This window comes from Neobacillus niacini (assembly GCF_023715785.1).
In the GTDB taxonomy this organism is placed as follows: domain Bacteria; phylum Bacillota; class Bacilli; order Bacillales; family Cytobacillaceae; genus Neobacillus; species Neobacillus niacini_E.
Genome location: NZ_JAMBOX010000026.1, coordinates 17,106 through 41,369, shown reverse-complemented (window position 1 = coordinate 41,369; position 24,264 = coordinate 17,106). Strand labels below are relative to the sequence as shown.

The 24,264-nt window shown below is 46.1% G+C and carries 23 protein-coding genes; 3 read left to right on the top strand and 20 right to left on the bottom strand.

Going from position 1 to position 24,264, the window contains the following annotated elements; all coding sequences use genetic code 11:
* Positions 1-252 precede the first annotated feature (252 nt).
* Positions 253-1,341: a CotH kinase family protein gene (locus M3234_RS27075; protein WP_262307643.1), complete on the bottom strand. Its 1,089-nt coding sequence runs from the start codon at positions 1,339-1,341 to the stop codon at positions 253-255.
* Between the two features lie 199 nt (positions 1,342-1,540).
* On the opposite strand from M3234_RS27075, the gene M3234_RS27070 reads away from it, so the two are divergent.
* Positions 1,541-1,864, top strand: a complete 324-nt coding sequence (locus tag M3234_RS27070) for a CotG/ExsB N-terminal domain-containing protein (protein ID WP_262307642.1) — start codon at positions 1,541-1,543, stop codon at positions 1,862-1,864.
* A 92-nt stretch (positions 1,865-1,956) separates the two neighbouring features.
* On the opposite strand, the gene M3234_RS27065 is transcribed toward M3234_RS27070, so the two are convergent.
* From M3234_RS27065 to eutL, 16 genes are all read right to left on the bottom strand, one after another.
* Complete coding sequence (locus M3234_RS27065; RefSeq protein WP_262307641.1) at positions 1,957-3,492, bottom strand: amino acid permease; 1,536 nt, start codon at positions 3,490-3,492, stop codon at positions 1,957-1,959.
* Positions 3,493-3,515: 23 nt separating this feature from the next.
* Complete coding sequence (locus M3234_RS27060) at positions 3,516-3,653, bottom strand: hypothetical protein (protein ID WP_262307640.1); 138 nt, start codon at positions 3,651-3,653, stop codon at positions 3,516-3,518.
* Positions 3,654-3,701: 48 nt separating this feature from the next.
* Positions 3,702-4,523: an ethanolamine ammonia-lyase subunit EutC gene (gene eutC, locus M3234_RS27055; RefSeq protein ID WP_262307646.1), complete on the bottom strand. Its 822-nt coding sequence runs from the start codon at positions 4,521-4,523 to the stop codon at positions 3,702-3,704.
* A gap of 63 nt (positions 4,524-4,586) precedes the next feature.
* On the bottom strand, positions 4,587-5,948 hold the full coding sequence (locus M3234_RS27050) for an ethanolamine ammonia-lyase subunit EutB (RefSeq protein ID WP_262307639.1): 1,362 nt from the start codon (positions 5,946-5,948) through the stop codon (positions 4,587-4,589).
* 16 nt (positions 5,949-5,964) lie between these two features.
* A complete protein-coding gene (locus M3234_RS27045) occupies positions 5,965-7,395 on the bottom strand; it encodes an ethanolamine ammonia-lyase reactivating factor EutA (protein WP_262307638.1) in 1,431 nt (476 codons plus the stop codon).
* Between the two features lie 57 nt (positions 7,396-7,452).
* Positions 7,453-8,031, bottom strand: a complete 579-nt coding sequence (locus M3234_RS27040) for an ANTAR domain-containing response regulator (protein WP_464515108.1) — start codon at positions 8,029-8,031, stop codon at positions 7,453-7,455.
* The gene (locus tag M3234_RS27035) at positions 8,021-9,457 is read right to left on the bottom strand and encodes a sensor histidine kinase (RefSeq protein WP_262307637.1); all 1,437 of its coding nucleotides are present in this window, start codon (positions 9,455-9,457) and stop codon (positions 8,021-8,023) included. The genes M3234_RS27040 and M3234_RS27035 overlap by 11 nt, the downstream gene beginning before the upstream one ends.
* A 108-nt stretch (positions 9,458-9,565) precedes the next feature.
* On the bottom strand, positions 9,566-10,009 hold the full coding sequence (locus M3234_RS27030; RefSeq protein WP_262307636.1) for a EutP/PduV family microcompartment system protein: 444 nt from the start codon (positions 10,007-10,009) through the stop codon (positions 9,566-9,568).
* Positions 10,006-10,347 carry a BMC domain-containing protein gene (gene eutS, locus M3234_RS27025; RefSeq protein ID WP_262307635.1) on the bottom strand — a complete coding sequence of 114 codons (342 nt, stop codon included), beginning with the start codon at positions 10,345-10,347 and terminating at the stop codon, positions 10,006-10,008. Before eutS ends, M3234_RS27030 begins: the two co-directional genes overlap by 4 nt.
* 21 nt (positions 10,348-10,368) lie before the next feature.
* Positions 10,369-10,650 carry a EutN/CcmL family microcompartment protein gene (locus tag M3234_RS27020; protein ID WP_262307634.1) on the bottom strand — a complete coding sequence of 94 codons (282 nt, stop codon included), beginning with the start codon at positions 10,648-10,650 and terminating at the stop codon, positions 10,369-10,371.
* Positions 10,647-11,429 carry a hypothetical protein gene (locus M3234_RS27015; RefSeq protein ID WP_262307633.1) on the bottom strand — a complete coding sequence of 261 codons (783 nt, stop codon included), beginning with the start codon at positions 11,427-11,429 and terminating at the stop codon, positions 10,647-10,649. Before M3234_RS27015 ends, M3234_RS27020 begins: the two co-directional genes overlap by 4 nt.
* A complete protein-coding gene (gene pduL, locus M3234_RS27010; RefSeq protein WP_262307632.1) occupies positions 11,422-12,207 on the bottom strand; it encodes a phosphate propanoyltransferase in 786 nt (261 codons plus the stop codon). The genes M3234_RS27015 and pduL overlap by 8 nt, the downstream gene beginning before the upstream one ends.
* Before the next feature lie 8 nt (positions 12,208-12,215).
* A complete protein-coding gene (locus M3234_RS27005; RefSeq protein WP_066321758.1) occupies positions 12,216-12,503 on the bottom strand; it encodes a BMC domain-containing protein in 288 nt (95 codons plus the stop codon).
* A gap of 17 nt (positions 12,504-12,520) precedes the next feature.
* Positions 12,521-14,011, bottom strand: coding sequence for an acetaldehyde dehydrogenase (acetylating) (locus M3234_RS27000; protein WP_262307631.1), 1,491 nt, complete (start codon positions 14,009-14,011; stop codon positions 12,521-12,523).
* The gene (locus M3234_RS26995; protein ID WP_262307630.1) at positions 14,001-14,450 is read right to left on the bottom strand and encodes a BMC domain-containing protein; all 450 of its coding nucleotides are present in this window, start codon (positions 14,448-14,450) and stop codon (positions 14,001-14,003) included. Before M3234_RS26995 ends, M3234_RS27000 begins: the two co-directional genes overlap by 11 nt.
* Before the next feature lie 16 nt (positions 14,451-14,466).
* Positions 14,467-15,123, bottom strand: a complete 657-nt coding sequence (gene eutL, locus M3234_RS26990; RefSeq protein WP_262307629.1) for an ethanolamine utilization microcompartment protein EutL — start codon at positions 15,121-15,123, stop codon at positions 14,467-14,469.
* A gap of 205 nt (positions 15,124-15,328) precedes the next feature.
* Between eutL and M3234_RS26985 the strand changes: the two genes are divergently transcribed.
* On the top strand, positions 15,329-15,760 hold the full coding sequence (locus M3234_RS26985; RefSeq protein ID WP_262307628.1) for an acyl-CoA thioesterase: 432 nt from the start codon (positions 15,329-15,331) through the stop codon (positions 15,758-15,760).
* A gap of 360 nt (positions 15,761-16,120) precedes the next feature.
* Here the strand turns inward: M3234_RS26985 and M3234_RS26980 are convergent, their stop codons facing one another.
* The 3 genes from M3234_RS26980 to M3234_RS26970 all read right to left on the bottom strand — a co-directional run bounded on the left by M3234_RS26980 (position 16,121) and on the right by M3234_RS26970 (position 23,375).
* Positions 16,121-19,327 (bottom strand): UvrD-helicase domain-containing protein, encoded by a 3,207-nt coding sequence (locus M3234_RS26980; protein WP_262307627.1) that lies wholly within the window; start codon positions 19,325-19,327, stop codon positions 16,121-16,123.
* Positions 19,320-22,268: a PD-(D/E)XK nuclease family protein gene (locus M3234_RS26975; protein WP_262307626.1), complete on the bottom strand. Its 2,949-nt coding sequence runs from the start codon at positions 22,266-22,268 to the stop codon at positions 19,320-19,322. The genes M3234_RS26980 and M3234_RS26975 overlap by 8 nt, the downstream gene beginning before the upstream one ends.
* A 114-nt stretch (positions 22,269-22,382) precedes the next feature.
* Complete coding sequence (locus M3234_RS26970) at positions 22,383-23,375, bottom strand: helix-turn-helix transcriptional regulator (protein WP_262307625.1); 993 nt, start codon at positions 23,373-23,375, stop codon at positions 22,383-22,385.
* 143 nt (positions 23,376-23,518) lie between these two features.
* On the opposite strand from M3234_RS26970, the gene M3234_RS26965 reads away from it, so the two are divergent.
* Positions 23,519-24,250: a hypothetical protein gene (locus tag M3234_RS26965; protein ID WP_262307624.1), complete on the top strand. Its 732-nt coding sequence runs from the start codon at positions 23,519-23,521 to the stop codon at positions 24,248-24,250.
* The last annotated feature ends 14 nt before the right edge of the window (positions 24,251-24,264 follow it).

The window sequence follows — 24,264 nt, the reverse complement described above, 5'->3', positions numbered from 1 at the left end:
ATATGGAGTCCTCCTTGGTTATCAAATTAGGGGTCAATTCTGCAGATTTGACACCCCGCATCATACCAAGAGGGCTTTTTTTGTTCAAGTCCCCGAAAATCCTTCTAACAGGAATGCTCCCTTTTTACCTTTCTGCACACATAACGATGGAAGGTGGTGGTTTGTGACCAAAACACAATAAAAAAGGTGAAAATACAGCAAAGGGTGTCAGGCACCATGTGAAATTTTCACAAGGTGCCTGACACCCTTACTCTAATCCAATTTATACAGCCTGCTCTTTAGGTAGTTTCTTCTTTGGTTGATGTAGTTTGTGATGATTTTGAGTTCTTGGTCGAATTGGTCGATGGTTTGGTTTTTGTAGGGGTCCTTCATGATAAAGGGGCGGATGGCTTGGAGCAGTGCTTCGGCCCGCGGTGTTATATATTCTACGGTAAATTGCTGGTTCATGATGTCAACCAACAGCTTTTGGTACTGCTTGCGAAACACGTCTACGTCGAGAATTCTTGCCGTTAAGGTATTGAACCCTGTTATGGGCACATAATCAGCCACCATCATTTTCCCGTTCACGTCCCTGCCCCAGGTGGCATCATAATCCCACGGAATCATTTCGAATAGTCCGCTGTGCCCATTCCGGTATAACGCATAATTATGAACAAAGCCATCGTAATTCGAGGTGAAAATGATCCCGGCCATCCAGCGCAAGTATTTCTCCACGTCTATATATTTAGGGATATCCCGTCCAAATTCTTGTCTAGGAATCGTATTTATGTTATAAATCAGTCTCTCCAGGTAAACATCATCAGAGGCTGCACCAAACTTTTTTTCATAGCCCTGTTTCAATGATTTTTTCGTTCCCTTATCGAGGTCGCTCATCAGGGAAAAATTCGCATCGCCATCGATTGCATAATAAATGCTGCCTTTCGGGAGTCCTCTTCTGGTTAAGAACCCCTCATCGACTGACTCGATTTCCAAATATACTCCTTCCACTCCACCATTCAATGTCAAAAAGACGTGGCGCGATTTTGGCGCCAATGAGCCAATGTCAGCAAAAAAATCAAAGGAAAGCTTATTGCGGATCATCGATGGATCTTTAAACTCGGCATTTAAATGAATCTCTCGTGACCCGCGATATGTTTTTGGTTTATAAAAATAAAACTGATATGACTTTTTGGGAAACTTGCGGATATGGGACCCACGGTAGGCGAGGTCCACCTCCAGTTTTTTCCCATCAATCGTTAACTTGGCCGGCAGCGGTTCATCAATCCAGATATCCCGCCTTAATTCCTTGAGGTCGATAGGATTAATGAAGACCTTATAATGCGGTAGTTTGACATTGTCCATCTTTAACACCTCCCTCCCCTTATTTTTATGTTGAAAAAGGGGCAACGTCACGTTTTCCATGCATTTTTTCACCTCTTAGGCTTTTGTCCGATACAAAAGCAGGAAGATATACGTAAATTGGTAAAAGAGGAGTGGGTTTCTAACCGAATGAAACATGACGCTTCGTACTCCCTTTTCTATTTTAAAAGGAGGTGCAAAAATGGCAGAGAGAGAATTTTCACCCGAAGATATTCAACGTGGTGCAGATGAAGCAAGACTCAGTGGGTTCGGCGATTTTATGTTCATGGACCCCGGAAGGCATCGCGGCACATCAAGGCAGCGCCGGACTTCAAGTTCCATGACAACAAGGCGCCGAACTTCCAGCAGCCACCGCCACACTTCAAGAAAAAGAACATCCCGTCATCACCTTAGCGGTTTAAGCTGCAGCCCTTGGCGGAATACGGCCAACGGCAGACATCAGGCTAAAGGCTGTTGGAAGGGCGGGAATATGTGGGTATATAGAAAACGGAAAAGAAGATGCTAATGTGTTTGGGAAAGGAGAATGAGCCCTTTCCCATTTTTTACTTTTTCACAAAAAACAAAGTGCCCGTTTAAGCTTGACGGGCACTTCATCTTTTAATGGTTTTCGTGTTCGAATTCATCCTCTAATCTTCTAATCTCCTCCAGCGATTTTTCAAGGGCAGCCTGCGGGCCTTTGAAGTGTTTCTTGTAATAGGCAAGGTCCATGATTATCAAAATAATAAACATTCCGGCAAGGGCATAGGCCGCCATTTGGTTTGGCGGAATAATCATCATGATGGAGATGAAAATGATCCAAATAATGCTGAGGACATTGATTGGTTTGCTCCATTTCCCAAGGCTCCACGGACCATAATGCTTAGGCTTAAAGATTCCCTTGGCCTCGGCCTCCAGTTTCAAGTAAATCGGAATGCCATAGGCGATATATAGCCCAACCACACTAATCGCAGTTAAGAAGGCAATGGTGGAATAGCCGGCATCAGGATTAAGCAACTTCGTTACGTAATCAATCAGGGCCAATATGAACGACAGCACAACCGACAGCCAAATCGCTTTTGCTGGTGTCCGGTATTTGCGGCTGATTTCGGCCCAATGGCGGCTTAACGGCATGCCGTTATCCCTTGAAAAAGCATACATCATCCTTGAAAAAGAGGTAATCGACGACAGGCCGCAGAAGAACATGGCAAAGGTAACCAGCCATAACACAATCGACCCGAAGGTGCCGCCCAATGCTTGACTGATGACAAAGATAAAGGCATTATCCGAGTTAACTGCACCGGCCGCATCCGTGATCGATAGCGTGACAAAGGAGAGCATAATGAACCCAAAAACAAACGAAAAGGCAACTGAATTAAAAATCCCCCATGGTGCGCGAACGCGTGGGTGAACCGTTTCTTCAATTGTATGGGCAGAAGCATCATAGCCCGTGAAGGTCCACTGGGCCTGCAATAATCCAATCAGGAAGGCAAGAATATAGGGCTTGTCGGAAAAAGTCTGCCCAACCTGGAATAAATACTCGATTGGCTGCAGGCCGTTTTTTGTAAAAAAGGCCAAGCTGACCACCAGGATGGCAACAACCACCATATGATACCAGGCGGAGAAATCATTTAATCTGGCAACGATTTTAATACCCACGTGATTGAGGATTCCGTGCAATAGGAGAATGACGCCAAAAACGACTAGAGTAGTGGTTTCAGTAGAGGTATAACCAAAAACGGCTGCTAGGAGCGGATCAGCGAATAAGGCGCAAGAGTAATCAATTCCGGCAACAATACCAATTTGTCCAATTAAATTAATCCAGGCTGTATACCAGCCAATCCGGATGCCCTTAAGGGTCGCAGCCCAGTGGTATAGGGCCCCTGCGGTTGGAATCGCCGATGCGAGTTCGGCAAGCGAGGCGGCTACTAGCATGACGAAAAAGGCGACGATTGTCCAGCCAAACCCCATCATTCCCGGTCCGCCGTACGTTAACCCGTGCCCATAAAGGGAAACGGCACCGGTTAATATCGAAATAATCGAGAATGAAATCGCAAAGTTTGAAAAACCGCCCATGTCACGCAAGAGTTCTTGGGCATAGCCATACCTGTTCAGCTGTTTCCTATCTTCCAACATTTGTTGGTCTTTATTTTTCATTCGGTTTTCCCCTTCCTTCCTGGTTATTTGTCATTTTGGCCGACAAAAATTTCATGCTCTTCTTCTTTAAAGGCTCTTACATTCTTATTGGCATTGATGCCAATTGCCGTACCTGTCAACAGCGTGATAATCACTAAGGCAAAGCCGATCACAACCTCCATCCGCGCCCCCTCCTTTCTTAGAATCACTCTTTTGACCAAGGCTGCTCACTATAATTCCAATTTGACACCACTCAGTTTTTGTTCCAGCATTTTTCGTAGCACTGTGCCGATATGGGCCCCTGCTTCGATTGGTGGTGTGCCTAGCGGGTGGATATTAGAAATCACATTGCGGTCAGACTCGACAATTCCCTTCCGCGGCCGATAGCACATGTAGGCACTCAGCGAACTGGCGGAAACAAGCCCAGGCCGTTCCCCGATCAGCAGCACGAGCACCTCCGGCTCGAGAATCTCGCCGATATGATCCATACACGCAACCCGGCCCCCCTTGACAAAAAAAGGCGTTCCCGGGGTGAGATTGTTGATTTTCAGTGAATCTAGCAAAGCCGGGTACACATCCTTCAAATTGGTTTCCACGGCACTAGCACTTAGCCCGTCGGAAACCACGATTTGCACCTGTGGCCGGTGCATGCATTTTTCTTTAATGGTTTGGACGGCAGCGTCTGTCAATACCCGGCCCTTGTCGGGACGCTTTAAATAAACCTCCTTGTTTTCATAGCACGTCTCCACAGTAAATAAATCAAATTCCTGCAGCGTTTTTTCCAAGACCTCACCGCCTACCGCATCAATTGCTGCCGCATGGTCAAACTGAAGTTTCAGCATCGTTTTGGTCAACGGGCGGGTCCCGGCTCGCCACACCCCAATCCGTGCCGGAGTCGATGATGTTAACTCGGAAGTCCCCTCTTGATAGACGGGTTTCGGTATTGAAGTCTGCCAGTCCTCTTCTGTAAAAAACAATCCTGTTGTCTCTGTAACAGGTTCTGGCGTAACCGTTTCCGGAGCCGCCGGAAATTGTTTTTGCAGCTGTTCCATTACTTTTTGGACAATAAATTCAATTTGTTTATCCTGCAACTCTGAGCCTGCCTCCCTTCTGTTTTAGATAAATAAGGTCGGGTCCCCCGCCCGCACTGTCAATTTGCCGTCTTCCATAATCCCCATTTTCTCCAGCCATTTCTCAAACAATGTCGCCGGTCTTAAGCCAAGGACACTTCTCACCGTTGCAATATCATGGAAGCTTGTCGATTGATAATTGAGCATACAGTCGTCAGCCATCGGCACGCCAATTAGGAAGTTGACCCCGGCAGAGCCAAGCAGAACGGCGAGGTTTTCCATATCATTTTGATCAGCTTTCATATGGTTCGTGTAGCAAACATCCACTCCCATCGGAATGCCCTGGAGCTTCCCCATGAAATGATCCTCGAGCCCCGCCCTGATGACCTGTTTGCTGTTGTAGAGGTACTCAGGACCAATAAAGCCGACAACCGTGTTGACAATAAACGGGTTATATTTTTTCGCAAGACCGTAGCATCTTGCCTCTAGCGTCACCTGGTCAATCCCATGGTGTGCATCGGATGACAGCTCCGACCCCTGTCCGGTTTCAAAATACCACAGGTTCGGACCGGTACCAGTTCCTTCTTTTTGAATCAGCTCATTTGCCTCGTCTAGCAGGGCAACGCTAATGCCAAAAGCATTATTTCCTGCCTCAGTCCCGGCTAGGCTTTGAAACAGCATATCCGACGGAGCACCATTTTTAATTGCCCGCATTTGCGTCGTAACATGGGCTAGAACACAATTCTGCGTCGGAATTTGAAAGCGGTCGATTTCCTCCCGTGTCATTTGCAGAATCTGTTTCACGCTCTCGGCAGTATCAATCACCGGATTGACACCAATGACCGCATCTCCAATCCCATAGCTCAACGCTTCATAAAGCGAAGCCCTAATTCCTTGAATGCTGTCGGTGGGATGATTGGGCTGGGCCCTACCGGCAAGCGTCCCTTTATGGCCGATTGGATAATTGCACTGGGTGACGACCTCAATTTTTGAAGCTGCCTGAATCAAATCGAGATTGGACATGATTTTTGCGGCCGCAGCGACCATCTCGCTTGTCAGCCCTTTGCGGATTCTCATGATTTCCTGGTTGGTTGTGTTTGTGTCAAGCAGGCTTTCACGCAGGTCACTGATAGTCCAATTTGCAATAGATTGATAGATTTTTTCATTGATGGATTCCTCAATGATCCGTGATACCTCATCCTCTTCAGGCGGGAGCACCGGGTTGTTGCGGATATCGCTCAAGGTTAACTGTGACAGGAGATGCCTGGCGGCGAGCCGTTCCTGGGCATCATTTGCCGAAATGCCCGCAAGCTGATCTCCGGAGCGCTCCTCATTTGCCTTTGCGAGGATTTCTTTTAATCCGGAAAACTGATAGGTTTTATGAAGCAGTGTAATTTGGGTTTTCACTTTTTTCACCTCCTGCCTATGAAAACGCCAATGTTTTAACCACTACAGGGACCATTGTGTCATGAAGCGGTTCGCCGATATCGATGTAATCACCATGGTCAATGACAATTTGATCAATACAGATAACATCAATCGCGGACACTGAATATAGACGCAATAGCTGTCCTAAGGCTTTTGCCATATCATTTTCACAAATGACAACAAGGACTGAAGCACTAGGAAAAAGCCGTGTGTAAAGAGTACCGAATATGCATGCCAGTTCCTTGAGCTGTTGATAAGGCATATAAGGCAGCCCGCCCAAACTGATGGCAAATGGCAAGCTATCATGATCCGCATAAAGCTCTTTTCCTTTCAAGAACTCTAATTCCAATTGTTTCTCTTGCCCTGATTGGGAAACTTGCACCTTCACTACCGGAATATTTCGCAATGGCAATTGATCTGGCTGGATGGATATCGTGGCCCCACTAATTTTTGTCGACTGCATTCCGGCCCCGATTACGGTCGCTCTTGTGGTTTGGGCAGCAGCAGCAACATGGAATGGGTAACGCTTTAACGCCTCCATCAGCTCTGAAGCAAGCAATGGGCCAATATCATTGTAAATAGCCACCTCTGGAAGTCTCGCTGGTGGAAGCTCATGTGTCAGTCTGCCGACACCTCCCGAAATCACCACCTCATGTATTTCCGGAAGGGTTTCACATGATGAACTATGGACCAAGCACTGGAGGGCGGCAATCGATGTTTTTCCTGCCAAACAGCCAAGCATATCGTGGCATAGCTGTTTGCTAACCTCTCTGAATTGTTCCAACGACAGGCTCATTCCATTTTTGAGGCTTATACCTTTATAATCAAGCCAGGGCCTTAACGATGGCGATACCGCCAGTATTTCACCCTCGGAACTTATTTCGACCAGCCTGCCGCCAACATGAAAGGTAATCGTTTCAAGCACCTTGCCCTGTTGAAAAAGCACAACGTTCGCCGTACCGCCGCCAATATCGACATTCGCCACGACACCCCTTTGCGTTTTCGAACGCTCGTACGCTCCCGAGCCCCGGCCAGCCAAGACACCCTCAAGGCTGGCCCCCGCAATAGCGACAACAAAATCTCCGGATCGCTCCGCCAAATAATGAAGAATCGCATCGGCATTCTTTTTAATCGCCGTTTCGCCTGTGATGATGACAGCACCAGATTTGATGTCAGGTAAAGATACACCCATTCTGTTGTATTCTCGTTGGAGCCAATTTATCAACGACTGAAGATGGATTTCATCTTCGCTTTTAAGCGGAGTAGAAATGATGTCACTCTCATACGTCACTTGCCGATCAATAATCTCGAAATGCGGCAGGGCAAAATGACTCGATACCCGCCCCAACGTCAATTCACTCATGATTAATTTCGTTGTGCTCGTGCCGATATCGATGCCGACACTCTTGATTACCTCCCTGGTCAATGTTCTTCACTCCTGGAAAAATAGAATCCTAGAGAAGCAGAAATTCTGCAAATCTTGTTAAAGGAACACATCTTCACTCATTAAAATTAATTCTGCAACCAGCCCTAGCGATATTCTGTTTTTCATGCTGTATTCCCTCATCTTACGGTAAGCGGCCTCCTCTGACAGCATCAGGGCGTTCATCAGTTTCCCTTTTGCTTTTTCAACCAGGCGGCGCTCCGTTAATTTTTGCTTTAGGGTCTGTAAATCTCTCGACAGACATTCAAATTGCTTTTTTTGGCTGAGCGCGATCTCAATTGCTGGGATTAAATCAGCCTCCGTCACAGGCTTGACAAGATAGGCGGTAACGCCGGATTCCTTAGCGTCTTCAATCAACTCGCGTTGACTATAGGCTGTCAGCAGCAGGATGGCAGCATTTGATTTTTGACGGATAATTTTGGCCGCTTTGATTCCGTTCAGTATCGGCATTTTTACATCCATAATAATTAAATCCGGTTCCAGTGCCAGGCTGTGTTTGACAGCCTCCTCGCCATTCTTGCATTCCTTGATAACTTGATAGCCTTCTTCTCCAAGCATTTCACGGATGTCCATCCGGGTAATCGGGTCATCGTCGACAATCATGATTCTAAAGGTCACCCTGATCACCCTCCCCGTCAGGTATGGGAAATAATAGCTTAATGGTGGTTCCTTTACCGGTATTGGCGAAACGGATGCTGCCATTTAAATCTTCCTGAACAAGCGTGCGGCAAATTTCCAAGCCGAGGTTGCCGCCGTTTACGCAATCCGGACTAAAGCCGACGCCATTGTCGGAAACAGTAATCTGCATCACGTTTCCAAATTTCTTAAGCAAAATGCGAATGAAGCCTTCTGAAACATGAAGAAAAGCATGGTTCATGGCGTTCTGGACTAACTCATTAATGACCAATGCAAGAGAACTGGCATTCCGAGAATTCAAAAATAGCGAATCTCCTTCTACCTCTACGGTGACTAAATGATCATTTAGCCGCATCGAAGTCACAATTCCTTTTGTCAAATATTCAAAGATTTCCTTGCAGTCGACTTCGTCTAAACCGTCCTGCGATAAAATCTCATGGATGATCGAAATGCTCATGATCCGGTTGATGCTCTCGCGAAAAACTTTTTCCACCTCATCGGAATTGGACCGTCTCATCTGCAGCCTTAACAAACTGGCAATCGTCTGGAGATTGTTTTTTACGCGATGATGAATTTCTTTAATGACCGCTGATTTAATCATGATCTCGCGTTCTTTTTCTTTCATTTCAGTCAGGTCCCTCATAAGCAGAATTCCCCCAACAATGTGCTTTCCGCGATGGATGCCGACAGCTTTTATTTTTATAAATAGATTCCCACTTTGAAAGTCCTCGGATAATACACCGCCGTGCTCTTTGATCTGGTCAATCGCAAAGCTGCCGGAGAAAAGGTTATTTACATTTGCTTCCAATACTTTGATAGTGTGGCCAAATTCAAGTAAAATTTGGTAGGCCAGGTCATTGGCAAAGGTAATGATTCCGTGGGCGTTAAAAATCAACAGCCCCTCATGGATAAGCGATGGAATTTTGCTTTCGGTCATTGCCTGCTGAAACAGTGTTTCTCCTAACTGCTCAGTGGTTTCCATCAACACTTCGACATGTTTTTCTTGCTCCACCATGTCAGTAATATCCCGTTCCATGATGAGGGCGGCAATCGTTTCGTTACGGCTGTTTTTAATCGGAGTTACATTTTGCTGGATATTCACATTTTCTTGAGAAACCCCCCTGGCCCCGATGACTGACTCCCCAGTCTGCAGGCAGTATAGCACCCCAGGCTCGTTCTCCTTCAGGGCAATTTCACCCGTTACCGGCAGCCGGTACAACGATACTCCATTTTGCGGATGTGCCTCAGCTACGACCATCGCCGCATCCATATCCGGCAATAAACAATCAATAAACACATCAGCCTGTGATACATCTGCCCAAAGCTGCAGCTGTCCAGAAACAGTCTCAATCAACCTTCTATCCTCCAAAGTCAACCCCGTTAACCCCATCACCATCTCAGTATTCAACTTCGCCCACCCCCGTGGTCAAGCTTTTTTACATACGTATTCGAGGAATTCGCCTAATATTCATTATCGGGATGGGCTGCCTATAGGAATAAACGCAGGACGATTATCTTAAGATAAATACGGCAAAATGACACTTCTTAGCTCTGTAATTCCTTCCCCAGTGAGGGAGGATACCCGGCAGATGGTGTGTTGCGGGAGGACTTGCCGCAGAAGTTTTTCTGCTAGCGCCAAATCGGCGGCAGGGTGGTCAATTTTAGTAATCACGCCAATTGGGATCAGCGGAAATCCTTGGGCAAAGTTCGGCGGCAGAGACTGCCGGTTTCTGGTTGCATCTTGAATCACCAATAGGACACGGGCTTCCAATGCTGTTGCAAGCAATGACCGATAAAAAATCGGGTTTTCACTGTATTCCCCGGGCGTATCGATAATCCAGTCCATATAATTAAGTGCTTGTGTTTTCACAGCAGGCGATGGGTCCTCCAGCAGCCTCTTCGTTAATGTGGATTTACCGGAACCGACGGGGCCAATCAGCAGCACTTTTCCTTTTTTCATGACCTGGTGATCTCTGCAGGTTCAAATTTCAGCTGCCTGCTGAGGAATTGATTGATCGCTTGAATCGCCATTTCCACATTGGAAACCGTCCCGCAAATCACCAGCGACCCGGTGAATCGGTCCAAATAGCCAATCTCAATATCAGCCGCTTTCGTTGCAATATCAGCGGCAATAATTGCCGTTTCCGTTGGCGTTAATGTCAATATTCCGATTGCCCCCGCCTGCCCGATGCCAAGCTTCGTATATAATGCCTCATCGGGATTGGCTATGATATGGGCCAATGTCAGCTGCTTGCCCGGTACATATTCTTGAATTACGCGCTGCTTCTTCTCCGTCACGTTTTTCACACCTTTAAAAAGCTATTCTTCGGCATCGTCCACTCCTACCTCAAGGGAATCGACAATCCCTACCACCACCGCATCAATCGGGGCGGACTTAGGAAAGATCGTCCGCGCCGGACTTCCCCGTGACACAATCACTCGCTCGCCACGTCCGGCCCCGATTCTGTCGGCGGCAATAATTGGCGCCCCGGCTGAATCTCCCCTCCAGGTGATCGGCTCAATAATTAACAGCTTCAGCTGGTTCATGCCTTCTTCCTTCTGCGTGGCCCAAATACTGCCGATGACCTTACCAAGTATCAACAGTCCTCCTCCTTGCCTAGAACCCTTATTTCAATCCCCTTTTCCCTAATGTACTCCTTTGCCAGCGGCGTAATAACGACCCCCTCCCTGACTAACAATCCCTTTGAGTTTAGGAGATTCCTTGCCAGCCAATCCGCCGTAACTACCTTTTCTTGAAAGATATATGGGTCTTCGTGCCCCTCGCCGCCTTCACCAATTAATAGATTCATGATTTCCTTATGAAGGCAGGCCTGTTTGGAAAAACAAATCCCCATATCAGCGATTTCACGCTTGTAAGACTCGAACTTTTTCCGATATGAAAGTGGCAGCTCTAACGTTCTAAGCGTTTGGCGGTCAGCACGTTTTAGCCCCGGAGAGTCCTCCCCAATAATGATGGGTTTTTGCAGCACCAGCGCCGAAAATATAATCTCAGCCTTCACCGATCCCTTTAAACCTTGACAGACCCTTGCGGCATTATCCAAATCAATCTCCGGAATCACAATGGCATCGTAATCCAGAGGCAACTCCAGCGGGGCCTTGGCGTATTCATCAGCAGCAATGATTTGTTTCGCACCAGTTGACTGAATTTGCTGGATCCCCAGCCATGCCGATGTCTCCCCATCCAGAAATAACAGATCGTGGTCAATTTTCTTGTTTGTTAGAATTAAAAGCTGGTCGCGGTATGGCTCATGTGCCGTGCTGTCACAAAAGATAAACAGGACCTTTTTTCGCGGGGATTCCACTTGCAATAATTCGCGGATAATCCGCTCGACTAACAGCTGCAGTTTCCCTTTATCCATCCGGCAACACCCCTAGATATGGCGAATAGAAGCGGCGATTTTTCCCGAGTACCACGACTCTGTCACCAGTTGATAAGCCGGCAGCGTTGGCTTCATCCTGGTCGACATGAAAATCCAAGATATATGAATCTTTAACCCTTACGATCACGTCTTGAAAAATCACCCTCCTTTCTTCTGAACCAAGCATCAATGAATCACCATGTTTGACATCAAACCTCTGCGCGTCCGCTCCCGACATATGAACATGATTTTTAGCTACGATTAATCCTTCCTGCAGTGTTACCGCCCCCTCAGGTCCCACCAATGTTATTCCTGGGGTTCCATCAATAGAGCCTGACAGCCGTACCTGAGGGTGAATCCCAAGCGTAAACCCATCGGTTCGGGAAATTTCCACCTGGGTTAGCCCGCGAAATGGCCCCAATATCCGGACATTGCGTATAACGCCCGATGGCCCTACGATCGTGACCGTTTCCCGGGCAGCAAATTGGCCGGGCTGCGACAGCGGCCTCAGTTCCGTTACCCCCTCTGTTTCACCGAAGAGGACATGAAAATGCTTTTCCGTCAAATGAACATGGCGATTGGAAACTCCGACAGGGATCGTTAATCTCAGGTGTGGTGCCGATTCTGAACTTCCAGGCTGTACAATCGAAATTTTCCGGTCCATTAAAAAATCTTTCGCCGAAGGGGTGAGCTTATCTCCTTCCTGAAGCAGGAACTCCTTTGATAGTTTTTGTTGTGCCATTATATTGCGCAGGAATTTTTCCGTAATCAGCGCCATCTAAGAAACTACCCTTCCAATTTCGGAAGAATCAGCTCGATGTCGGAATGCGGCCGGGGAATCACATGGACGGAAATCAGTTCCCCGACGTTAGACGCAGCGGCGGCCCCAGCATCCGTTGCCGCCTTCACCGCACCGACATCACCGCGGACCATTACCGTAACCAGCCCGCCGCCGACTTGGACCTTGCCGACCAGCCGGACATCAGCCGCTTTCACCATTGCATCGGCCGCCTCGACCGCACCCACTAAGCCCTTCGTTTCAATCATGCCTAATGCAGACGTTTCTCTTCCCATCCCCAAAACCTCCTAGATTACTTGTTTAGTTGACTAATGACTTTTAAGATGATTTTCGTAATTTCCGCTTCGTTGATTTCCAAATTTAGATTCGCTGACGCTTCCACTGTTTCCTCCGGCGTGCCACTGCTGATAGCCTTTCTTTCGTCCTCATTGGCCATTTCGCGGACCCCGAAGGCCACCCGCTTTATATTCAGCAAGTGCCTTGGCCCGATGTTGTCCGTTGTGATATTGTTGCCGTATGTCCCGCACCCCAATGTCATCGAGGGTAGGATCCCGGTTGTGGCACCGATTCCGCCAAAGGTCGTACCCGAATTCACGACAATTCGTCCCGCCGGTTTTTTCAAGGCAAACTCCCGAATCACCTCATCGTCCTGCGCATGGATTCCCACCGTGTGCCCGAGTCCACCTGCCTCCAGCAGTTTTAAACACAGGTCAGAGCCCTCGCGCCGATCCTTTACCGTATAAAGCGCTAATATCGGCGAAAGCTTTTCAATCGAAAAAGGGATATTTTTTCCGACTTCCACCTCTTCCCCCACAAGAATTCTTGTATTTTCCGAGATTGTTATTCCAGACAACTTCCCCAGCGTTTGCGGCGGTTTCCCGACAATCTCCACATTCAACGACCGATTATTCAAAATAACCTTGGCTACTCTTTCCTTTTCCTGTGCAGTTAACAGCTGCGCCCCATTTTTCTTTAATTCTTGTAAAAACAACCTTTTAACGCCCTCTTCCACCACCACCGCCTGCTCCGACGCGCATATGGTTCCATAATCAAACGATTTGCTTTGAACGATCTGTCTTGCAGCCTGGGCCACATCAGCACTTTTGTGAACAAAAACCGGGACATTTCCCGGTCCAACTCCATAGGCGGGCTTGCCGGAGCTATAAGCGGCCTTTACCATCCCCGGGCCCCCGGTCGCCAGGAGCATGTCTGTGAGTTTGTGAGTCATCAGTTCCTGCGTTGCGGCAAGTGTTGGATGCTCCAAGCACTGAATAATGTCATTAGGTGCGCCTGCAGCCACCGCAGCCTCCTGAACGACCCTGACTGCCTCAAGGCAGCAGTTTAATGCAGAGGGATGAGGGCTAAATACAATCGCGTTCCTTGCTTTAACAGCAATCAATGCTTTAAATATCACCGTTGACGTCGGATTGGTAGAGGGCAAGATTCCGGCAACCACTCCTACAGGTTCGGCGATTTCCCAAACCTTTCTGTCGACATCCTCTGCGATGACTCCGACCGTCTTTACGTCCTTTATGGCTTCATAAACCTGTCTTGCAGCGAATAGGTTTTTCGTGATTTTATCCTTTACATTTCCAAATCCTGTTTCTTCAACTGCCATACGTGCAAGCCTCTCCGCCTCACTTACAGCTGCATCACAGATGTTTTTTACAATCCGGTCAATATTCTCCTGTGAAAATTCTGCCAATGTTTTTTGTGCTGCCGAGGCGTTCCGCAGTTTATCGCGAACCTCCTGAATCGATAGCAAATCCTGATCAAGCTTCATATCCATCACCCGCAACCTTTACCATCGCTTCAATTAATTCTGCTTTCTTCAATTTGTAGAACTCCCTCCCTTTCACCGGGAAGTCTTTCATCCCTTTCGCCAGTTTTTGGAGCTCGGCCACAGTCAATTTTTGAAAAATATCCCGTTTATCCTGTTTTGGCACCCGAAAAAACTCCAAAAGGTTAAATACAGATTCTGCAGGCTTGGCAATCACTTTCGAGGAGCGATAACCTCCAAGCTGTTTAGCGATTCTCACCCCGCTGTCAACGGCAGCCTGCACACTTGCAACATCCCCAATCATGTAACCGGTTACAATCCCAGCATCAGCTTTTTCATACTTGACCACTTTGACATTAGCAGCCTTCACGGCCTCATCCAAGGCGGGAATTAATGAAGTCAATCCAATCGTTTCAATCATTCCGAGGGCATAGGTCTTCATCTATTTGCCTTCCCTTCTAAAACAAACTATGGGGAGAAAGCGCAATTTTTTTAATCGTTTCAGCAAAAGCTTCAGCTGCAGCCTTGCAGGACGATTGGCTTCCAGTTAACAAGCCGCCGCCAAAGTTGGTTTCTGTCGGCGGGCCGTAAAACACGCAAAGTCTTACATTTGCCGCCTTCAACGCCGCGTCCAAGCCGACCATGGCCTCCAGCGGCGGCGCAATCAGGTAGGCAAGCGGCTCCCCCGGATTGATTCCTGCCATTTTTGACAAAAACGTTCCAGTCCGTGAAACAGTGTGAGCATAGTAAGCATGCTCTCCTGCCTCATCGACCGCGTAGAATGCCGGCCCTTCGTTGATCATCCGGACCGCAACCTCAAGACCGCTTTTTACCTCGGATGGCGTCACTCCCCCTAAAATCCCCAAGAATTCCCCCGATAACGGACCCGAAGCGTGGGCCGCACCCGCATAAAACGACTTGGCATAGATCACTTCAACGGCGGCCATTTTTGTGGCCTCGTCAAGTGCTGTATAGCCAACATCATCACTCGTGCTTGTCACCAATGCGAGACTTTTAATATGGTCTGGTATGTGAAGGGAATCTCTTAAACCTTCGTCAACATTGGGAATGATTTGACTTGCCAAGGCAATAGCAGGAAGTCTTATTAAAACCATCTGTTCACCTCCCAAAAGACAAAAAGGTGCCCCGATACAGTCTGAAACTGCATCAAAGGCACCTTTGCCCACTTCTATTCACTTTTTATAGGTTACTAACATCCTATTTCTTTCATTTTAATTTATGCAGAAAAATCAGAAATTTAGAGGATTTCCCTTAGATGTGCAGAAGATAATTTAAGAGAATAAAAAAAGGTGGTTTACTATGATTAAAGATTTTCGCTTTTCTCATCGGCTAAAGGTCCGATACTCTGAAATTGACGGACAAAAAATTGTGTTTAACGCGCATTATTTGACCTACATAGATGTAGCGGTTACCGAATATTTTCTGGAGGGCCTGAAACTGGATTTTGAAGCCGAAGATTTTGATTTTGTTTTGGCAAAATCAACTTTGGAGTATAAAAATTCGGCGCGATTGAATGACTGGTTAACAATTTGGTGCAAGATGTCCAAAATCGGCAAATCTAGTATGACGATGAATTGTATTATGACGAGGGAAGGCGAGGAGGACCCGATTTTGTTGGCGGAAATTATCTATGTCAGCTATGATGCAGAAACAAAAATGTCCCGGCCAGTGCCGGAATTTGTCCGCGCACGGATTGAAGCCTTTGAAAGCGGGCAGCTTTCGGCCAGATAATAAGTGAAAAATAAAAATCGGGCACAGGCCCGATCAGGCTGTCGAGAAACTTTCGACAGCCTTTATTTTATATAACTACTTTAACAATTCACCGCGTTAATTTATTATAATGATATTAATCCAAAACTATTCGATATGTCTGTTGATTTGCGCTCCAGGCACTTTGCTTTCCGCGGGCGTGCCTGGGAGCCTCCTCGGCGCAAGCGCCTGGAACGGAAATCAACAGGCCCCCTAGCAGGGGCAATTTTAATAAAATCAGCCATTCAATTTCCATTAAAATAAAAAATTGCCGAGAAATATACCCTTTCTCGACAATCTGATCGGGCACAGGCCCGATTTTTATTTGCGAGTTTTCACTTTTTATCTGCTGGATAAAACCAAGCGATTCGACGCAAGGAAATAAAGCCCTTGTTGGTTGACAGCATCACCCGTCAGTTCTTCCCACGCCTGCCGGTAAAATTTAAGCTGACTGTGGTAAAAATCCTGCAGTTTTTGATAATCTTCTATTTGTTTAGCCCGGTCCGTTTTATAGTCAATGATGGTCCAAGCCCCATTCTTTTTATAAATAAGGTCGATGACGCCTTTGACAAAGATCGGATGCTTATCTTCAGGATTCACAGTAATGAGTGAGTAGAGCTTGTGGCCATGTTCCACTTTTAGTGTGAATGGAACCTCCGTCATCACTTCTTCCGCCGTCTGTAGGTCGTCCCAAAGCGGTGAAGCTTTAAGATTCCCTAGGTATATCAGAACTTCCGCTTCTTTTTCCTCGGGCAGCCCGAATTTATTTATGGCAATTTTGATATAGTTCGCTACATTATGCCCCTGAACGGCTTTTTCAAATACATCATGAATCAGGGTTCCCCAGTCCTTCCCGCCGCCTGCCTCGCGTTCTATCACAAGCTCCGAGTAATCCTTGTCCTTTGTCGGGGTCCAATGGTCATACGTTTTGGTTTTGCTTTGCTCAAGCCAGGCCAGTTTGCTGACGGTTTTCACCTGAAACTCGTTTAAGGTAACCTCAACTCCATCAGGTTTTATCCCCCATATATCGAGTTCGGGAACCTCCAGCTCTTTAATGTTTTCCATCGCTAATAGAGTATTCCAAGGATTCTTCTTGTTGCTTCCATGACAACTGATAATCAAAGCCTTCTCGGCGCGGGTGGCGGCTACATAAATGATTCGGAGTTCTTCCTGAGTTAAATAGGTTAATTCTTCAGTCTTATAGGTCTCCCATTCCTGCGGAATCGCAATCTCGCGCGATTGGTAGCCGTTGTCCACGGAAAAAGTAAAGTAGCCTTTGGATGATACGTCTTCCCGCTTGATATGCTTCGAAAGAAAAGATTCCGGGCTGACCGATTTAGCCGGGTGGGCCAGGAACACAATCGGCGCCTCAAGTCCCTTCGCCTTGTGAATGTTCATAATGCGTACCGCATCGGCCTCTTCTTCCATATTCGCGACAACCTTTTTTTCAAAAATAAGTTCCGTCAGGGCTTCGAAAATAGCTTTATAAGACGTATGTCCTTGACCTTCCCGCTTCCGCAATGCTTCGATGATCTGCAGCAGGCTTTTGTATGTTCGCTTGCTCCGGCCATTTTTTAACAATAGCGGATAAAAGCCGACTTCTTCGATTATTTTTTCAATCGCGGCAGTCGGTGACAGATTTCGAATCAGCCTCTGATAGGATTGCAATTTGCCAAGCGCCAAAGTAAACTTTGACTTTACTTCTGGAGACAATTCTTCCGGTATCTCCGCATAAAGGGAAAACCGGCCCTTGGCCTGTTCCCATTGGTACAACTCATTATCGCTGATGCCAAAGAAGATTCCGCGTATCACCGCAACAAAGCTCACTTCATCGGTTGGGTCAAGGAAGGATTTTAACAGAATCCATAAATCCTGAAACTCCCTCGTTTCGCCAAGGATGACCTCGCCGCTAATGCTAACCAGAATTCCTGCCGCTTCGATCATTTGTGTGTAGGTGGCGACACCATCATTATAGCGGGTCAACACCATGAAATCCTTGGCCTTATGCCCCTGATCCATAAGGTTGCGAATGGTTATAGCAATATTTTCGGCATCCCTTAAAATGACCTCTTCTTTCTTTTTGACATCAGCTGGTACAGACAACACCTTAATCCCTGATAATCCTCGCCCCTTATCCTCATGGAAAGAAATTAACGGCCGATATGCGGCTTGATAGACCGTTTCTACCTCAGGCAGATGCTTTTTAAAAACCGGGTTTAATTCCTGGGTCACACAATCAAGGGTCCGGAAATTCATCGTCAGCTGCAACACTTCCCCGTCATGTTCCTCCATTAATTGTTTGACACGGTTATACGTGTCGATATCAGCACGGCGGAAGCGATAAATCGCCTGTTTCGGGTCACCGACGACAAATAAGGATCCCGGTTTGGGTTTACAGTGGGTCCAGTTTTTCTCAGTGATGTCTTTCCCAGTCAGGAAAAACATAATTTCGGCCTGGATGGGGTCCGTATCCTGGTATTCATCGACCAGCAGGAAGCGGTACTTGTCTTGAAAGTAACCCCGAACCTCGGCATTTTCTTTTAACAGGTTGGATGTATGCATCATTAGATCCTGAAAGTTCAGTAACGATCGTTCCTTTTTTAGCCCCTCATAGGCTTGGACCGCCTCCTTGAGGAAGGCAAGTATCTTCGGATGGCAATATTCCTTCCACGCTTGAATCAACGGCTTGATTTTCACCTCAACTGCCGAAACGATTTTTTCTTCGTAAAACTTGGCATCTTCCTTGGAAGTCCAGCGATTGTAGGTCGGTTTCAGATTCTTGTCAAATATCGTAAAAATACTGATGATATTCTTATCCTTTGAGGCATCTATAAATCGATCTTTTTGAACCGCCGTGACAATTGCCTTTTGCAGGGAATCATAACCCCTATCAGGCTCTTCGTCCGGCACAACTTTTCTTGCCTCTTTGATTAAATTCATAAAGGTTTGATAGTCTGCCTGCAATTCAGGTTTGGCAACCGGTTCGGTGACCCATTCCACATCGGAAAATTCCTTCAGTTCTTTTAGCCATGGCAACATCTGATCAATGGAAATCCCTAAATTCTCTATCTCGTCGGGTTGGCTAGAATTCGAGTCCATAAGGTTTTGTAAATGAAGCTGCCACGCTTCTTCCAAAACGTTGTAATCATCCGCTTCTTCCAGCTCTTTAAACGTTAAATCCAAGTTTGCTTCAATCGGACGTTCGCGCAATAGCTTGGCGCAAAAGGAATGAACGGTACCCAAAAAGCAGCGTTCGATATTTTGCAGGGCCACACCCAAACGAAATTTGGCATCAAGGTCGGTCTCCCTTTTCCATGCTTCCTCCAATTTCGCCTGAAAACGGACCTTCAATTCATCAGCCGCTTTCCTCGTAAAGGTAATCGCGACAATCTGCTGAATTTCGGCGGTTCCCGTATAAATAAGATTGACCATCCGGTTTACCAGACTGGTTGTTTTCCCGGAACCGGCACCGGCCTCAACCAAAAAGTTCGTGCCAAGCTCGTGTTTAATTTTATCCCGGGCCGTTTGGTCGATTATCACCTTAGTCATAAGCCCTCACCCCCTTTAACCTCTGATTCGACTGCTTCATTTTCAGCGTCTCATTGTCATAAAAATGACGGCGGCAGACAAGTTTTAATTCACAAAACTTGCAATCATTTTCGTCATCCGTCATTTCAAAATGGCCATGTTTGATGATGTCAATCAACTGTTCCAAAATCATAAGTCCGTTTGTTCTAAGCACAGCATCCTGCTTCCGGACAAACCGCTCGGCCATCCCTTTCACTGTCGGGAAATAGTAGGAGCTTTCTTCCACGGCACCCTCTCCCAAGCGGAGGTGCTGCTCAATCGCCAAGGCATACACCAGATGCTGCAGCTGACGGCCTCCTTTGAAGGCCCCGTTTTTCGAGTAAGCGTAGGAACTTCCGGTTTTATAGTCGATAATGTGGTATTTGCCATCTGACGATTGGTCGACACGGTCAATGATTCCCGAAAGCTTAAATTCTCCGGAAGGAAGTGTAATCATCGCAGGCTCCTTCTCCCCGATGCCAAAGGCATACTCAAACTGTAGCGCATGATAGTTTTCGCTATGTCGCTCCTCTTCCTTCAAAAAGATCCTGCAGCATTCCAAAATATCATTGAGTTCCCTTAAGTAGACCCGCTCATTTGGCGGCGGAAGCACCTCTTTTTGCTGCTGTGTTAAATCGGCGGCCATCGCCAAAAGCTTGTCCAAATGAATTGCAACGACAGGCTTGGCATTTTCCGCTTTCAATTGCTTGTAAAATGTTTCAAAAATGCTATGCAGCAGGCTCCCCCGTGTTGCCGGATCCAGCCATTTATTCGCATCAAACTCCATATCCTCGATTGGCTTAATTCTTAGTACTTCCTTTAAAAAGTAAGAATACGGACACTTTGCCAACGTTTCCAGTTTGCCGGCGCTCAATGTTCTGGACTGATTCAGGCGCGGGTCATACTCCGCTGCATCAATTTGCACCAGTCCTTCATATTCTGAAAAATCGTTGCGATGACGCGCCATAACCGCCGACAATCCATTTTTGACATTTTCAAAGTAGGTCAGAACCCCTTCCGAAATTTCTATCGGGACATCGCTCGTTAATTTTCCATTCCAATAGTCCTTGTCATCAAAAATATCATCGGCAATAATCTTCGTCGGTAAGGATTTTAATGACTTGAAATCAGCATCAGAGTTTTCAGTCATCATCCGGTAGCACTGCAGTACGACAAACGCCGGATTGACCACGCGGTTATCATTCATATCAAAATCGCAGTAGCTCACGGTAACCTTACCGGTGGACTGAGCCAATACCTGCAGCAACAAATAGAGATTCTCCTGCCCCTTGTCGCTTAACAATGGCAGGCTGCTATTCAATTTAACCCGTTCGGCATCCAGCAGCAGCGGATCCTCGCTGACGTTTCCAGGAAACTTTTTGTTATCAAGCCCGACAATATATACATGCTGACGGCTATTATAAATTCCGCTTTTATAAAAGGAAACATGAAGGTGGCCCGGTTTAGGCCGTGATTGATTTACCCGGATAGACAGCAGTAAATCTGTAAGCTTTTCAACTGCTTCATAGCTTGATAACGTTTTATCCGCAAAGGGAAGAATTTTTTCAATTTCCTCCAAAATGGCCATTTTGGCGATTTCATCAAGGGAGGAACTCGTTTTACCATAGTTTTTCAGGATAAATGCAATCCCGGTTAAGCAATGTTTGTAGTTCATTGTTAACGAATATGGCGGCAGCTTTTTAAATAAGCCCGAGAACCACTGTTTTAACCATGAAAGTTCGCTTAGCTTCGTTTCATAGTAAGGATTTTCGGTATTTAAAGCTTCCATTGCGTTATTTAGATGCTTCAAGTAGCGTTCTTGGGACCAGCCAATCTGTAAATCCCGCAGCACCTTGGCAATTCTTGATTTTGAAGGTGCCTCATCATCAAGTTCGAGCAACCCCTCATTTAATAAGTCAATCAACCCTTGAACATTGTAATTGTCCTGAATCCAGGCAAGCACTCCGGAAACCAGCCGGCCAGGACGGCTAAAGGACACGGGAAGACCTTCGCCAAATGTCAACGGAATGTTCATTTTTTGCGATAGCTGGTAGAAAAGTGTGACATAAGAATCAGCGATCGTATAATAGACAACATTTTCATCAAGCGGCGTTGTTTCGTTTTTGATTTTTCCAAGGATCTGCTTTACCTCGAGCTCTTCCGTCTTGGCCGTGAAAATGGTTAAGTCTGCCTCACCGCTTGCTTTTTCCTGTTGATAAAGATAGCTGAGCGGTGTCGGTTCGCCAAATCTTATGGAACATAGGCTTGTCCGTTCAGGAATATTCACACCCAAAACGGGCGCAAGCGGAAGCTTGTGTCTTTTTTCAGGCAGGATTTTTTCTAGAAATTGTTCTTCCAAGGCGGAAAGATTCAAGTTTGACTGCAAAATATACACTTTTGTTTCATCCGTGAGGGCAAAATCAATCGCCTTCCACAATAGCGAAGCCTTATCAATGAACTGATATTCACCCATCATTTCCTCATAGCCTGCCAAAATCTCAGCCAGATCTTCCGCTTTTTCCGGCGTAATGAAGGCATCCTTATTAAGGCAACCGGTTTCATAGCCTGACAGCCGCAATGTTTGAATCGTATTATAAATCGCATGACTAAACGACGGGGTGATTTCCATGCCTGAAAAATAATGCAATCTCCCCTGTTGTTTTAGACTATTAAGCAAAGTGAAGGTTAAATGAACACCCACCGTATTGTCCAAAATATATAACGGCTGGTTCGAATTCAATTCCACAAGATTGTACGCCAGATCAAAAACAGTGTGGTACTTAAGATTGACAGCCTGGTTACCAGCTTTCACAAACGCCTCATTTATTTGTTCGCCAACTGTATGGGAATCTATGATGACCATTTTCTCCTTAATGGGAAATGCTGTACAAATTTGTTTTAATTCTTTTACAAAGGAAAACATACAAACTCTCCTATCCCGGTATTTTGTATGGCCTATTCATGTTTCATTATCTCATAATTCCTTCCAGCAGCCTCACCAATTTCGGTAAAACTAAAGAGGAGACTGGCGCCATGCCTAGCTCTCCTCATACAATTGCTTCATTTTTTGAATCTCTCCTCTCAATTCCTCAACCAAATCCTGCGGCTCCACTACTTTGACATCACTGCCCCAGTTCAGCAGCCAGCGGACTAACCCTTCGCTTCGATTTGCTTTTACCCTTAGCTGTCCATATTCGTCATCTAGTTTTTTCATACTGGCATCTAGACCAAAATAATCAATCATCACATTGACAAGCGAATGCTTAAACTTCAAGGTGACCCATTGTTCGTCGCCAGCGTACATGTTAAAGGATTTATTGATGTAATCCGAAATGTTAATATCAGTCTTTAGGAAAGACTCTTCAGTACATTCCACATTTCGCATCCGGTCCACCCGAAAATGGCGAAACTTCTTTTCCTCGTTCAAGATGCCAATTAAATAGTAGTAATCATTTTTCCAAATCAGCGCATAAGGACTGACCTTATAAAATTCGCCCTCGCGGTTTAACACAAATTCCTTATCGATTTTGAATTTGCCATATTGAAATCGTATTTTCCGGCTTTCACTGATTGCCGTATTGATTTGGTCAATTTCATAGCGCAGCTGCTGATACGTGCTGCGGATGGAACTTTCGTAATGTGTTGGATTTGGGAGTTTCGCAGCCAATGGCTTGCTCGTCAACCCCTTTACTTTTTCAATCAACCGCTCCGCTTCTTTTTTCGTAATAAAACGGGCGGAAAGGATCGCATTAATCAAGAGCCGCAGTTCATATTGTTCGAACCTCTTGTTTTTGTGACTGTAATATTTCTTACCGGCTGCTCTTCTCGTAATAAAAATTTCAAAGTTTTGATTGCTCAAATCATCGATATCCCGCAAAATGGCCCGCTGGTCGACTTCATAGTCTTTGCCGAATTCCATTTTTAGCAATTCTATTATTTGCTCCATTGCCAGTTCATTCGTCTCATCGGTTTCATTAAAGAGGATTTCCCTTAATTTCAGGAGACGCTCTCCCCCGGAACGTTTGCTCATTGGTTTCACCCTATTTTTTTAAAATGTTTTATACTGTTAATTCTATTACTTCCCTGTTTTATCCTTCATTTTTTAAAAAGAACATATATTTCTAAAACTCGGATATAATAACCTCGATTAACCTTGAAGGGATGGGATGTTTGATGTCATTAGAATGGTTTGACAGGGTTTGCAGCGAATTACAGGATCATCTTGAATCCATTTGTGAAGAATATGATCAGGTTGGACACATGAAAATTGAACGGGCTGCCAAGCATCCCAGGATTGAATTCTTTGTTGAGACGGCAGATGTCGATACAGAGGAACTGGACAGGGACTATTTCTGCACCCTGTTCTTTGATCCGCAAAACGAAGAATTTTATGTTGACAGCTTTAATGTTGACACTGGCCACACCGCCAAAATCATCCTTTCCGACATTGAAGAAATTATCGATGAGGTCCACGAAAGCCTTCATGATTATTTCAACGATGAGGACCATTATACCGATGATGGGATTTACCTGCAGTCGGATGATGATTACGAAGACTATGATTGCGACGAAGACGTAGAGGTGGAATTAGTGGAAGTAGACAACGAATATTATGAGGCGGAACAAGTGGATCATGATGATATTTTTGAAGAGATCGATGTAGAATGGTCGACTCCGGAAGTGACTGCCTTTAAGCATGCTGATGAGGTCGAAGTCACCTATCAATTTGGTGTCGTGGAGGAAACAGGCGATGGCGTCCTAAAGCGCGTAAACCGGATTTGGACCACTGATGATGAACTTATTAAGGATGAATCCCATTTTATTTTCAGCAAAGAGGAAGCAAGCACCATCATCGCGATGATTGCCAGCCATATGGATCAATTAAGTGATTTCGATTTTGAATAAGCGGAAAAGGAGCA